Below are 13,586 nucleotides of genomic sequence, written 5' to 3'. Positions count from 1 at the left end.
ATCGGAATCCGCCCACGCCGTGACGTGGGCGGATTCCGGTTCACCGCACGGATCCTGTGTGCGTGGGGTCAGAGACCGAGGTCCTTGGCGATGATCGTCTTCATGACCTCGCTGGTGCCGCCGTAGATGCGGCTGACGCGGGTGTCCGCGTAGAGCCGCGCGATCGGGTATTCGAGGACGTAGCCGTATCCGCCGTGCAGCTGCAGGCACTTGTCGATGATGCGGCCCGCGGCTTCGGTGCTGAACAGTTTGGCACGTGCCGCATCCGGCACGGTGAGCTCTCCGCGGTCGTGCAGCTCGAGGGCGTTGTCGACCATCAACTGCACGGCCTGCAACTCGGTGGAGCATTCGGCGAGCACGAACTTGGTGTTCTGGAACGCGGCGACCGGCTTGCCGAACACCTTGCGGTCCTTGGTGTATGCGAGTGCGTGCTGCAGGGCGGCGGCCGCGGTGGCGGATGCGCCGAATGCGATCGTCAGACGTTCCTGCGCGAGGTTGTGCGTCAGGTAGGAAAAGCCCTTGCCCTCCTCACCGAGCAGATCCTGCACCGGCACCCGGACGTCGGTGAACGACAGTTCCGCGGTGTCGGAGGTCTTGAGGCCGATCTTCTCGATCTTGCGGCCGACGGCGAACCCCTCGGTGGTGGTGTCGACGACGAGGATCGACAGCCCGGCCCGCCGGTTCTCCGGGTCGAACGGGGCCGTGCGGCACACCGTGAGGACGCGGTCGGCGAGCACACCGCCGGTGATGAACGTCTTCGCGCCGTTGACGACGTAGTGGCTGCCGTCCTCCGACAGCTTCGCCGTCGTCGAGATGTTCGCGAGGTCCGATCCCGTGCCGGGTTCGGTCATGGCGATCGCGAACATCAGATCGCCGGAACAGAATCCGGGCAGCCAGCGCTGCTTCTGCTCGTCCGTGCCGTACTCCATCAGGTACGGCAGGATCAGATTCGTGTGCACGGAGTAGGAGCCGAACGACGCGCCGGCTGCAGCGACCTCCTCGGCGACGACCGCGTTGAACTTGATCGACGACTCGCCACCACCGCCGTACTCCTCGGGTGCCTGGATACCGAGGATGCCGAGTTCGCCGAGGCGACGGTAGAAGTCACGCGGGGGATGGCCGTCGGCCTCCCACTCGTGTTGGACGGGGGCGACTTCCTTCGCGATGAAGTCGCGGACGGTCTTGCGGAACGCTTCGTGGTCTTCGTCGAACACCGTACGCTGCACGGTCGGTCTCCTCGGGTCTCGGATGAATCAGGACTACAGCTGAATCGGGACTACAACGCGTATTCGCGCAGCACGCCCTTGCTGATGATCGTCTTCTGGATCTCGCTGGTGCCCTCGCCGATGAGCAGGAACGGTGCCTCGCGCATGAGCCGTTCGATCTCGTACTCCTTGGAGTAGCCGTAGCCGCCGTGGATGCGGAAGCTGGCCTGGGTGACCTCCGAGCAGTACTCGCTGGTGAGATATTTCGCCATGCCCGCGGCGACGTCGTTGCGCTCGCCGGAGTCCTTGAGCCGCGCGGCGTTGACCATCATCAGGTGGGCGGCCTCGACCTTGGTGGCCATCTCGGCGAGGGAGAACGAGATCGCCTGGTGCGCGGCGATGGGCTTGCCGAACGTGGTGCGCTGCTGGGCGTAGCGGGCGGCGAGCTCGAACGCGCGGATCGCGACGCCGCAGGCGCGGGCGGAGACGTTGACGCGGCCGACCTCGACGCCGTCCATCATCTGGTAGAACCCCTTACCCGGGGCGCCGCCGAGGACGTCGGTGGCCTTCGCACGGTAGTTGTCGAAGATCAGCTCGGTGGTGTCGATCCCCTTGTAGCCCATCTTGTCGATCTTGCCCGGGATCGTGACGCCGGGGACGACCTCGCCGAAGCCGGCGGGCTTCTCGACGAGGAAGGTGGTGAGATTCTCGTGCGGCTTGGCGGCGCCTTCCTCGGTGCGCACCAGGGCGGCAACGAGGGTGGAGCTGCCGCCGTTGGTCAGCCACATCTTCTGGCCGTTGATCACGTAGTCGCCGTCGGCGTCGCGCTTGGCCTTGGTGCGGATCGCGGCGACGTCCGAGCCCAGTTCGGGTTCGGACATCGAGAACGCGCCGCGGGTCTCGCCGGTGGCCATCTTCGGCAGGTAGTAGTTCTTCTGCTCGACGGTGCCGTGCTGACGCAGCATGTAGGCGACGATGAAATGGGTGTTGATCACCCCGGACACGCTCATCCAGCCGCGGGCGAGTTCCTCGACGCACAGCGCGTAGGTGAGCAGGGATTCGCCGAGTCCGCCGTACTCCTCGGGGATCATCAGCCCGAACAGGCCCATCTCCCGCATCGCATCGACGATGTCCTGCGGGTAGGTGTCCGAGTGTTCGAGTTCCTGGGCGTTCGGGATGATCTCGCGGTCGACGAACTGCCGGACGGTGGCGAGGATCTCGGTCTGGAACTCGGTCAGGCCGAGGGTCTGGGCGAGGCGGGTCATACGGCGAGGTCCTTCTCGAGGGCGGGGAGGGTTCCGGCGGGCACCCGGATGGTCCCGTCGGTGGCGAGGCGATCGATCTCCTGGGGCGTCAGACCCAGGTGCTCGGCGAGAACGGCGGCGGTGTCGTCGCCGTTGGCGGGCGCCGGACGGGGCGCGGGGTGGTGGCCGTCGAACGACATCGGCAGGCTGGGGGCCAGGTGCCCGCCGACACGGGGCTGGTCGACGTACTGGAACATCGGGTTGGCGGTCACGCGAGGGTCTTTCGCGATCTCGGCGAAGGTGCGGTACCGCTCGTGCAGGATCGAGGTGCCCGCGAGGGCGGCCTCGACCTCGGCCGCGGTGTGCTCGCGGAACCACACGGCGAACAGCGCGTCGAGCACCTCGCGGTGCCGGTAGCGGTCGCCCTCGTCGCGGAAGTCGGCGCCCAGGGCGGATTCGAGCGCACCCACGGCGACGGTCGTGCCGGTCAGCTCGGTCAGGTCCCGGAAGTGTCGCGGGGTCAGCGCGACGACCATGAAGGCCACGCCGTCGCAGGTGGTGAAGTCGCGCCCGTAGGTGCCGTAGACCGAGTTGCCGATCCGGTCGCGCTCGGGCCCGCCGAGCTGGGCCTCGGCGAGATAGCCGAGGTTGCCGGCGGTGGCGAGGGCGACGTCCTCGAGCGGCAGCACGATCTTCGCGCCGGCGCCGGTGACCTCGCGGCGGTGCACCGCGGACGCCACCGACAGTGCGGCGTAGAGACCGCAGGCGAGGTCCCACGCCGGCAGCAGATGATTGACGGGACCGGCGTGCCCGACCGGTCCGGTCGCGAGCGGGAAGCCCGCGGCGGCGTTGACGGTGTAGTCGACGCCGGAGCCGCCGTCGGCCCGGCCGAGGACCTGCACGTGGATCAGGTCGGGACGGATCGCGGCGAGGCTGTCGTAGTCCAGCCAGTCCCGCCCGGCGGCGTTGGTGACGAGCACCCCGGCGTCGGTGATCAGATCCCGGATCAGAGTGTGCGCCTGGGGATCCCGGAAATCGGCGGCGAACGAACGCTTGCCCTTGTTCAGGCCCGCCCAGTAGATCGATTCGCCGTCGTCGGTGACCGGCCACCGGTGGTAGTCCGCGGCCCCGCCGATCGGATCGACGCGCACGACCTCGGCGCCGAGCTGCGCCAGCGTCATGCCGCACAGGGGAGCCGCGATGAAGCTCGAGACCTCGACGACCCGTACCCCGGCCAGGGGCGCGGTGGACGAGGGGAGCCCGTCGATGGAAGCAGTGGGGTTCATGTCGCCTGTCCTCATCCGCCCGGACGTCGGAGCCCGGAACGCGCCGACGAAGTTGTACGGCCAAATATGCAGCACCATCGGAACGTAGGACCAACACCGTTCGGCTATAGGTCGGTTAGCGGCCGTCAATGGCCCTGTTCGAATCGCTGAGAGTCCATAGGCAGCGGCAATCGGTCGATTCACCGACGGGACATTGCTTCAGTGACCTACACCACGTTGAATGGATCCCGAGCGCCTGATCGGTGCACATCTCTCGATCGACGACGCACCGTCCGATCGACACATCCCTTCGAGCCATTAAGGGGACACTCCGGTGACCACTGGCGAAATCTCGCACGACGCAGCGCACGGCGCCCCGCCGAAGGGGGCTACCTCACTCGTCAGCGGCAAGCAGGCGTGGGGCATGACCGGCCTCGTGATCTTCCTGTACGTCGTCAACTATGCCGACAAGGCGGTGCTGGGCATCATCGCGCAGCCGCTCGCTCGCGAGCTGGGACTGTCCTCCTCCCAGATCGGCCTGGTCGGATCCCTGTTCTTCGTGACCTTCACCCTCGGCGGTTTCCTCGCCGGCCCCCTGAACAAGTACCTCACCCTGCGGTGGGCGCTGCTGGCACTGGGCGCCGCCTGGTCGGTGGTCATGCTGCCGCTGGTCGTCTCGGCGAGCCTGGTGATGCTGATCGTCACCCGCATGCTGCTCGGCCTGGCCGAGGGCCCCAGCTCCGCCCTCATGCACACCGCCGCGTACTCCTGGCATCCCCCGGCCAAGCGCGGTCTGCCCGGCGCGTTCCTCGCCGGCTCGGCGTCGGTCGCGAAGATCGCTCTCGCCCCGATCCTCGCCTACATCACCGTCCAGTGGGGCTGGCGCGCCGCCCTGATCACCCTGTCGATCCTCGGTGCCGTGTGGATGGCGTCGTGGCTGACCGGCTGGAAGGAAGGCCCGTTCACCGCGACGGCCGTGACGAAGGGGACCGGCGCCGCCTCCACCGAGCCGTCGGTGCCGTGGAAGAAGATCTTCCTCACCCGCACGTTCCTCAGCTGCGTCGTCCTGATCATGGTCGTCTACGCGCTCACCACCGTCGTGCTGACCTGGCTGCCCTCCTACTTCGAGGTGGGGCTCGGCTACAGCGCCCTGCAGGCCGGTTCGATGTTCGCCCTGCCGTCGATCGTCGGCCTGTTCCTGATGGTCACGTCCGGCTCGGTCACCGACCGGCTCGCCCAGCGCGGCTACCGCTCCCGCGTCGTGCGGATCATCGTCCCGGGCATCGGTGTCCTGATCTGCGGCTCCGTCCTGGTGTTCCTGCCCAGCATCGGCACCCCGGGCCTGGCGGTCGCGGCCGTGTCCATCGGCTACGGCTTCGGTGCGATCGTCTTCCCCCTGATCAACGCCGCGATCTCGGAGCTGTGCCCGCCGCAGCAGACCGCCGGCACGATGGGCGTGTTCCTCGCGCTCATGGCCGTCGGCGGCCTGGTCGCCCCCTACGGCACCGGTGTGCTCGTCGACAACGCCGCCACCGCGGCCGAGGGCTACGCCACCGCCTTCCAGGTAATCGGTGCGCTGGGCATCGTCGCGGCGATCCTCGTCCTGATCTTCGCGAACCCGGAACGCGACCGCGCCATCATCCGGTCGGAGGCCACCGCGAAGGCATAGCTTCCGCCTAACGGAGCCATCCACCGAATGTCCTTTCCCCACCGGCCGGGTGCGTGATCGACTCGATATCGAGGGCCACCACCCGGCCGGTCGTCGTCTCCCGTTACTGCAAAGGATCCACCCATGCGCGATGCCGTGATCGTCGATGCCGTCCGCACCCCGATCGGACGCCGGGGCGGCGCCCTGTCCGAGATCCACCCCGTCAACCTGTCGGCGCATGTGCTGACGGCGCTGGCCGAGCGGGTCGGTTTCGATCCGGGCACCGTCGACGACGTGATCTTCGGTTGCGTCAGCCAGGTCGGCGAGCAGGCCGGCATCGTCTCCCGCTCGGCGGTGCTCGCCGCCGGCTGGCCCGTGACGGTTCCGGCCACCACGCTGACCCGGGCCTGTGGTTCGAGCCAGCAGGCGGTCTCGTTCGCCGCCGCCACGGTCCTGTCCGGTCAGAACGACGTGGTGATCGCCGGCGGCGTCGAGGTGATGAGCCGGGTGCCGATGGGCACGGCCGCGAAGAACGGCGAGCACTTCCCGAAGGAGGTGCTCGACCGGTTCGGCGTGGACGGCTTCAGCCAGGGCGTGGGCGCCGAGATGATGGCCGAGAAGTGGGGCCTGTCCCGCACCGTCCTCGACGAGTTCTCGCTGCGTTCGCACGAGCGCTCCGCCGCCGCGACCGACGCCGGAGCCTTCACCGGGCAGCTCGCGCCGATCGCCGGGCTGACCGCGGACGAAGGAATCCGCCGCGGCGGCAGTGTCGAATCGCTCGCCAAGCTCAAGACGGTCTTCAAGGAGGACGGCGTGATCCATGCCGGCAACTCCTCGCAGATCTCCGACGGCGCGGGAGCTCTGCTCGTCACCACCAGCGAGTACGCGGCCGCCCAGGGGTGGACGCCGATGGCGCGCATCCACACCGCCGTCGTCGCCGCCGACGACCCGGTCATCATGCTCACCGGGCCCATCCCCGCGACCCAGAAGGCGCTCGACCGCTCGGGCCTGTCGCTCGACGACATCGGTGCCTTCGAGATCAACGAGGCGTTCGCGCCGGTTCCGCTCGCGTGGCAGGCCGAGACCGGCGTCGACGACGCGCGCCTGAACCCCGTCGGCGGCGCCATCGCCGTGGGACACCCGCTCGGCGGATCCGGCGCGGTCCTCATGACTCGACTGGCACATCACATGCGCGACAACGGTATCCGGTACGGACTGCAGTCGATGTGCGAGGCCGGCGGCATGGCCAACGCCACCATTCTCGAACTGCTCTGACACGCACTTCACGCAAAGGAACGAAAGATATGGAACTGAAGGGTCTTTCCGTCGCGATCACCGGCGGCGCCTCCGGTCTCGGCCTGGCCACCGCTCGCCGCGTCCTCGACGCCGGCGGCACCGTCACCCTCATCGACCTGCCCGGCTCACCGGGGGCCGACGTCGCGAGCTCTCTCGGTGACGGCGCGACGTTCGCCGCGGCCGACGTCACCGACGCCGAACAGTTCGCCGCCGCCCTGGACGTCGCGCACGAGCGCGGCGGTCTGCGCGGGCTCGTGCACTGTGCCGGCGCCGGCCGCAGGATGCGGATCCTCGAGAAGGACGGCAAGGCCGGTTCGCTCGAGGACTTCGAGTTCGTGATCCGCCTCAATCTCATCGGGTCGTTCAACGCGCTGCGCCTCGGCGCCGAGCGCATGGCCGCGCTCGAACCGGTCGACGGCGAGCGCGGTGCCATCGTCATGACCGCCTCCGTCGCGGCGTTCGAGGGCCAGATCGGCCAGATCAACTACTCGGCGTCCAAGGCCGGCATCGTCGGCATGACCGTCGTCGCCGCCCGCGACCTGGCGAGCAAGAACATCCGGGTCAACACGATCGCGCCGGGCATCATGGACACCCCGCTGCTCGCCCGCCTGCGCGACGACGTGCGGGCCTCGCTCGAGAAGACCGTGCCGAATCCGGCGCGCCTGGGCCGCCCGGACGAGTTCGGCCGGCTGGCCACCAACATCCTCGAGAACGGCTACCTCAACGGTGAGACCATCCGCCTCGACGGTGCCATCCGCATGGCCCCGCGCTGAGGTGGCGACGATGAGCACCGACGTGCCAGCCCTGTCGCTGACCTACCCGGACGTGACGATGGGTGTGTGGGCGCCGAGCATGGCCGCCCTGTACGGCGACCGACCCGCCGTCGTCGACGGCGAGCGGACGTGCACGTACCGCGAGCTCGACGAGCGGTCCGCGCAGTTCGCCTCCGCGCTGACGGCGGCCGGTGTGGCTCCGCGCGACGTGGTGCTGATGCACGTGGGCAACTGCATCGAGTTCCTCGTCGCCTACTACGGCGCGCTACGCACCGGGGCCACCGTGACGCTGGTCAACCCGCTGCAACCGGAACCGGGTCTGCGCAAGCAGATCGAGGAGACCGGCGCCGTCGCGGCCGTCACCCAGACGCAGCAGTTGGGAGTGCTGCTCGGCGCCGCCGCGGGCACCACCGTCGCGACGATCGTGGTGGCATCCGACGACCCGGTGTCCGCACCGCCCACGTCCGCGGCCGTGGTGCGGTTCGACGACTTCCTCTCCGGACAGCCCACCGCGTTCACACCGGCACACGTCGCCGGAACGGACGTCGCGCATCTGGCCTACACGGGCGGCACCACCGGCATCTCCAAGGGTGTACGGGTGCTGCACCGCAACGTGGTCGCCAACGTGACCCAGATGTGCGGGTGGCGGGCCGCCCACCAGGTCGTCACCACCGGTGACGGGCTGGTCGCGCTGCGCCCGATCGAGGGGCTCGACGTGCACGGGGTGATCCCCGGCGAAGGCGCCACCGTCGTCGTGTCCCCGCTGTTCCACGCCCACGCGCTGCTCAACACGTCGTTCCTGCTGCTGTGCGGCCTCACCCAGGTGCTCGCGGGCCGATTCGACCCCGCGCGCATGCTCGAGCTCGTCGAGCGGCACCGCGTCAGCTACATCACCGGCAGCCCGGCCATGTGGCATGCACTGGCCACCCACCCGGACGTCGCACGCCGTGACACCACGTCGGTGCGGGTCGTGTCGTCGGGTGCGGCGCCGATCGATCACGTCACGCTCGAGGCGCTGGAGGTGGCGTTCCCGAACGCCCGTGTGGCCGAGGGGTACGGCCTGACCGAGGGCACGTGCGTGGTCACCGCCATGCCGCTGGTCGTCGGGTCGGCCTACCGTCTCGGCAGTGTGGGCCTGCCCCTCTTCGACACCGAGCTCGAGATCCGGGCACAGGGCGATCCGAGCGTCGTCCTCGGTGACGGCGAGCGCGGTGAGCTGTGGATCCGGGGGCCGCAGGTGACCGACGGCTATCTCGGCCATCCCGAGATCACGGCCCAGCAGTACGTGGACGGCTGGCTCGACACCGGCGACATCGCCTACCGCGACGCCGACGGCTACGTCTACATCTGCGATCGCGCCAAGGACATGCTGATCTACAAGGGCTACAACGTGTATCCGCGTGAGCTCGAGGAGATTCTGGTGTCCCATCCGGCGGTGTCGACGGCCGCGGTGGTCGGCCGGGAGGTCGGAAGCGTCGGCCAGGAACCGGTCGCCTTCGTGGTGCCGCTGCCGGGAACCGATCCCGACCCGGCCGAGCTGATGGCGTTCGTCGCCGAGCAGGTCCTGCCCTACAAGAAGATTCGCGAGATCGTCCTCGTGGACGCCCTGCCCACCTCCGCGGCGGGCAAGGTCCTCAAGACGGACCTGCGGACGCGCCTCGAGCAGTCCGCAGCCACGCGCTGACACGGCGAAACCGGGCACCGTTGCGGTGCCCGGCTTCGCCGTGGCCCGAGCGAATGTGCCATGCCGACGGTCCGGCGAGGTGAGCGAGACACTAGCTCGGCACGGTCGCGCGCGACGAAAGGGCGGTGCCGTCCACCGGCACCGCCCTTTCGTCGCGTTCCCGGGTCAGCCGCGCTGGGCCTGCTTGACGAGTCCGCCGCCGATGATCAGGCGCTGGATCTCGCTGGTGCCCTCGTACAGGCGCAGCAGCCGCACGTCCCGGTAGATCCGCTCGACCGGCACCTCCCGCATGTAGCCGGTGCCGCCGTGGATCTGCACCGCCAGATCGGCGACCTTGCCGACCATCTCCGTGCAGAACAGCTTCGCCGCCGACGGCGCGATCCGCCGGTCGGTGTCCTGCACCCACGCCCGCGCCGCCTCGCGCACCAGCGCCCGCCCGGCCATCACCCCGGTCTGCTGATCGGCGAGCATCGCCTGCACCAGCTGGAAGCTGCCGATCGCGGCACCGCCCTGCGTCGCGGTCGCCGCGTACGCCACCGACTCGTCCAGCGCGCGCTGGGCCTGCCCGACCGACAGGGCGGCGATGTGCACCCGCCCGCGGGCGAGCGAGGTCATCGCGGCCTTGTACCCGACGTCCTCGCTGCCGCCGACCAGCGCCGCGGCCGGCACCCGCACCTGGTCGAAGTGCACGTCCGCGGTCCAGGCCCCCTCCTGGCCCATCTTGGCGTCCTTCGCCGCCACCTGCACCCCGTCGGTGTCGGCCGGGACGAGGAACACCGCGATGCCGGTGCCGTCCGCGTCGGCGGGGCGGGTGCGGGCGAAGACGACGAACAGGTCGGCGAGCGGGGCGTTGGTGATGAAGCGTTTCTCGCCGGTGAGCACCCAGTCGTCGCCGTCGCGCACGGCCTTGGTGCGCAGCCCGGCCGGGTTCGAGCCGGCGCCGGGCTCGGTGAGGGCAAAGGACGCCACGACGTCACCCGAGGCGATGCCCTCGAGCCACTGCTTCTTCTGTTCGTCGGTGCCGAACCCGACGAGAACCTGCCCGGCGATGCCGTTGTTGGTGCCGAACATCGAACGCAGCGACAGCGTGGTGTACCCGAGTTCCATCGCCAGTTCGGCGTCCTGCATCAGGTTCAGGCCCAGACCGCCCCACTGCTGCGGGATGGCGTACCCGAACAGGCCCATCTCCTTGGCGGCATTGCGGATGTCGTCGGGGATCGCGTCGGTGTCGGCGATCTCTTGTTCGCGCGGCACGACCACGCCGCGCACGAATGCGCGGGTCTGGGCGAGGATTTCCTGGAAGTCGTCGTCGTCCACCTCGGTGGCCGGCATCGCAGTCGAGGTTGTCATGAAACCACCATCGGCTCCGGGAACTCCGGTGTCCAATACGAATCGCCCCATCGCCACATAGGCACTGTCGATGAACCGGGCGGGGTCGAATCACCGGTCCTCTCGCTATATTCGGAACATCAGCCGACGGGCGTCGCCCGCGACTTCGAATCATCGGTGCCTTCCCGCCGTCCCCGGACCGGGCGGGCTCGTGCGAAAGGAACCTCATGTCACTGCTGGAGAACCGAACCGCCGTCGTCACCGGAGGCGCTCAGGGCATCGGTTTCGCAATCGCACAGGAGTTCGTCGACGCCGGCGCCCGGGTGGTCCTCGGCGACCTCGATCTCGACGCCGCCACGGCCGCCGCCGAGAAGCTCGGTGGCCGCGACGTGGCCCGCGCGGTGCGGTGCGACGTCGTGAACGCGGACGAGTGGGACACGCTCCTCGCGGAGGCCGTCGACGGGTTCGGCTCGCTCGACGTCGTCGTCAACAACGCTGGCATCACCCGCGACGCGACGATGCGCACCATGACCGAGGAGGACTTCGATCTGGTGATCGCCGTGCACCTCAAGGGCACCTGGCACGGCACCCGCAAGGCGTCGGCGATCATGCGCGAGTCCAAGCGCGGCGCCATCGTCAACATCTCGTCGCTCTCCGGCAAGGTCGGGATGGTCGGTCAGACCAACTACTCGGCGGCGAAGGCAGGCATCGTCGGCCTGACCAAGGCGGCTGCGAAGGAGATGGCGCACCACGGCGTGCGCGTCAACGCGATCCAGCCGGGCCTGATCCGTTCCGCGATGACCGAGGCCATGCCGCAGAAGGCGTGGGATCAGAAGATGAGCGAGATCCCCATGGGCCGACCGGGCGAGGTGTCCGAGATCGCGTCCGTGGCGCTGTTCCTCGCCTCCGACATGTCCTCCTACATGACCGGCACGGTACTCGAGGTCACCGGCGGTCGATTCATGTGAGTTCCGGAACTCACCCCTCCCGAAAGGTCGTCATGCGCGAAGTCGTCATCTGCGAGCCGGTCCGCACCCCCATCGGTCGCTACGGCGGAATGTTCAAGTCCCTCAACGCCGTAGACCTCGGTGTCGCCGCGTTGAAGGGTCTGCTCGACCGCACCGGAGTCGCCCCCGACGCGATCGAGGACGTGATCCTCGGTCACTGCAACGGAAACAGCGAGGCCCCCGCCATCGGCCGCGTCGTCGCGCTCGACGCCGGCCTGCCGATCACGGTGCCCGGCATGCACATCGACCGTCGTTGCGGCTCCGGACTGCAGGCCGTCATCCAGGCCGCGCTGCAGGTGGGCAACGGTGACAACGACGTCGTCGTCGCCGGCGGCGCCGAGTCGATGAGCAACGCCTCGTTCTATTCCGTCGACATGCGCTGGGGCGGGGCCCGCACCGGGGTGCAGATGCACGACAGCCTGGTACGGGCCCGCGCCACCGCGGGCGGACGCCATTACCCGGTGCCCGGCGGCATGATCGAGACCGCCGAGAACCTGCGACGCGACTACGGCATCAGCCGGCTCGAGCAGGACGAACTCGCCGTGTCGTCCCATGCCCGCGCCGTCGCCGCGCAGAAGAACGGCATCCTCGCCGAGGAGATCGTGCCGGTCACCGTCACCACCCGCGCCGGCGACGAGGTCATCGACACCGACGAGCATCCCCGTCCGGACGTCACCGTCGAGTCGCTGGCGAAGCTGAAGCCGATCATGGGCAAGCAGGACCCCGAGGCGACGGTCACCGCCGGCAATGCCAGCGGCCAGAACGACGCCGCATCGATGTGCCTCGTCACGACCCCGGAGAAGGCCGCGGAGCTGGGGCTGACCCCGCTGGTGCGGGTCGTGTCCTGGGGGCTGGCCGGCGTGGCGCCGAAGGTCATGGGCATCGGCCCGGTTCCGGCCACGGAGAAGGCCCTCGCCAAGGCCGGCATCACCCTCGCGGACGTCGACGTGATCGAGCTCAACGAGGCCTTCGCGGCGCAGGCACTGGCGGTGACGCGCGAATGGAAATTCGGCGCAGCCGATTTCGAGCGCACCAACATCCACGGGTCCGGCATCTCGCTGGGGCACCCGGTCGGTGCGACCGGTGGTCGCATGCTGGCAACGCTCGCCCGCGAGCTGCACCGCCGCGACGGCCGCTACGCCCTCGAGACGATGTGCATCGGCGGCGGCCAGGGCCTGGCCGCGGTGTTCGAAAAGGCGTAGGCGGCGTAACCGCCGGTGTGTCCTTCGGGTTGTCAGGGCCGCCCGAAGGACACACCGGCGCGTCAGCGCCGACGCACCAGGTCGACGAACGCCTGACCCACCGCCGACAGGGATGCGGGGTCGAAGGCGAGGCCGTAGGCGCGCGCCAGCCGCGGCTCGCATGCGCGCACCACGACCCGGTCCCCGGCGGCCTCGGCCGGCACCCGGTCCACGATCGACCCGCCGAGTCCGGCCGCGACCATCGGCAGCCGGACCTCGCGCTGACCGACCAGGACGGAGATCTCCGGACGGGCGCCGGCCGCCCGCAGCGCCGATTCCACCGCGTCGACCATCGAGGCGCCGGTCGGCGCGAACACCATGGGAATGTCCGGTAGTTCGGACAGGTGGATCGGGCCGTCGGGCACCTCGAATCCCGGCGGAAACGCCAGCCAGTACTCCTGCTCGCCGAGTTCGATCACCTCGAGCCCGTCACCGCCCTCGAGCGGCAGGTGCGCGACGACGAATTCGCAGTGGCCGTCGCGAATCAACGACGCGACCTGCTCCTCGTCGCGCAGCGGCGACAGCCGCACCGCCACTTTCGGATACTCGCGCCGGAACCGGGCGATCAGCTCCACCAGCGGGCCGACGGACAGCGACGGGAACGCCATGATGTCGAGCCGGCCCGCCACCGCGCCGTCGGACGTGGTCAGCAACTCCTCGACGGCAGTCACGTCGCGCAGGATCTGCCGGCTGGGGCCGACGAGGCTGCGGCCGGCCGCGGTGAGGACCATACCGCGGCCGATGCGGTGGAACAGCTCGACGCCGAGTTCGCGTTCGAGGCTGCGCAGCGCCTGCGACACCGTCGGCTGTGCGACGCCGAGCGCGGCGGCGGCCCCGTTGATGCCGTTGTTCTCGACGACCGCGAGGAAGTACTCCACCTGCCGGAAATCCACA

General features: G+C 69.4%; 11 protein-coding genes. 6 read left to right on the top strand and 5 right to left on the bottom strand.

Annotated features, from left to right (window positions below; genetic code table 11):
• Positions 1 to 68: 68 nt before the first annotated feature.
• From QYS60_RS06070 to QYS60_RS06060, 3 genes are read right to left on the bottom strand one after another with little or no spacing between them, the layout of a single operon-like run.
• A complete protein-coding gene (locus tag QYS60_RS06070) occupies positions 69 to 1,226 on the bottom strand; it encodes an acyl-CoA dehydrogenase family protein (RefSeq protein ID WP_289377995.1) in 1,158 nt (385 codons plus the stop codon).
• A gap of 50 nt (positions 1,227 to 1,276) precedes the next feature.
• Positions 1,277 to 2,470 carry an acyl-CoA dehydrogenase family protein gene (locus QYS60_RS06065; RefSeq protein ID WP_371382661.1) on the bottom strand — a complete coding sequence of 398 codons (1,194 nt, stop codon included), beginning with the start codon at positions 2,468 to 2,470 and terminating at the stop codon, positions 1,277 to 1,279.
• Positions 2,467 to 3,735 (bottom strand): CoA transferase, encoded by a 1,269-nt coding sequence (locus QYS60_RS06060; RefSeq protein ID WP_289377997.1) that lies wholly within the window; start codon positions 3,733 to 3,735, stop codon positions 2,467 to 2,469. The genes QYS60_RS06065 and QYS60_RS06060 overlap by 4 nt, the downstream gene beginning before the upstream one ends.
• Before the next feature lie 313 nt (positions 3,736 to 4,048).
• Between QYS60_RS06060 and QYS60_RS06055 the strand changes: the two genes are divergently transcribed.
• From QYS60_RS06055 to QYS60_RS06040, 4 genes are all read left to right on the top strand, one after another.
• A complete protein-coding gene (locus QYS60_RS06055; RefSeq protein ID WP_371382660.1) occupies positions 4,049 to 5,383 on the top strand; it encodes an MFS transporter in 1,335 nt (444 codons plus the stop codon).
• A gap of 123 nt (positions 5,384 to 5,506) precedes the next feature.
• Positions 5,507 to 6,637: a thiolase family protein gene (locus QYS60_RS06050; RefSeq protein WP_003938571.1), complete on the top strand. Its 1,131-nt coding sequence runs from the start codon at positions 5,507 to 5,509 to the stop codon at positions 6,635 to 6,637.
• A gap of 29 nt (positions 6,638 to 6,666) precedes the next feature.
• Positions 6,667 to 7,431: an SDR family NAD(P)-dependent oxidoreductase gene (locus QYS60_RS06045; RefSeq protein WP_048771361.1), complete on the top strand. Its 765-nt coding sequence runs from the start codon at positions 6,667 to 6,669 to the stop codon at positions 7,429 to 7,431.
• A 10-nt stretch (positions 7,432 to 7,441) separates the two neighbouring features.
• Positions 7,442 to 9,115: a class I adenylate-forming enzyme family protein gene (locus tag QYS60_RS06040; protein WP_371382659.1), complete on the top strand. Its 1,674-nt coding sequence runs from the start codon at positions 7,442 to 7,444 to the stop codon at positions 9,113 to 9,115.
• 165 nt (positions 9,116 to 9,280) lie between these two features.
• Here the strand turns inward: QYS60_RS06040 and QYS60_RS06035 are convergent, their stop codons facing one another.
• A complete protein-coding gene (locus tag QYS60_RS06035; protein ID WP_371382658.1) occupies positions 9,281 to 10,465 on the bottom strand; it encodes an acyl-CoA dehydrogenase family protein in 1,185 nt (394 codons plus the stop codon).
• 206 nt (positions 10,466 to 10,671) lie between these two features.
• Between QYS60_RS06035 and fabG the strand changes: the two genes are divergently transcribed.
• A complete protein-coding gene (fabG, locus tag QYS60_RS06030; RefSeq protein ID WP_003938575.1) occupies positions 10,672 to 11,412 on the top strand; it encodes a 3-oxoacyl-ACP reductase FabG in 741 nt (246 codons plus the stop codon).
• Positions 11,413 to 11,444: 32 nt separating this feature from the next.
• Positions 11,445 to 12,653: an acetyl-CoA C-acetyltransferase gene (locus QYS60_RS06025; protein WP_371382657.1), complete on the top strand. Its 1,209-nt coding sequence runs from the start codon at positions 11,445 to 11,447 to the stop codon at positions 12,651 to 12,653.
• Positions 12,654 to 12,715: 62 nt separating this feature from the next.
• Here the strand turns inward: QYS60_RS06025 and QYS60_RS06020 are convergent, their stop codons facing one another.
• Positions 12,716 to 13,585, bottom strand: a complete 870-nt coding sequence (locus QYS60_RS06020; protein WP_054372650.1) for a LysR family transcriptional regulator — start codon at positions 13,583 to 13,585, stop codon at positions 12,716 to 12,718.
• Position 13,586: the final 1 nt, after the last annotated feature.

Source organism: Rhodococcus sp. GXMU-t2271 (assembly GCF_041414735.1).
Lineage (GTDB): Bacteria > Actinomycetota > Actinomycetes > Mycobacteriales > Mycobacteriaceae > Rhodococcus > Rhodococcus indonesiensis.
This window is presented reverse-complemented; position numbering and strand designations above follow the sequence as displayed.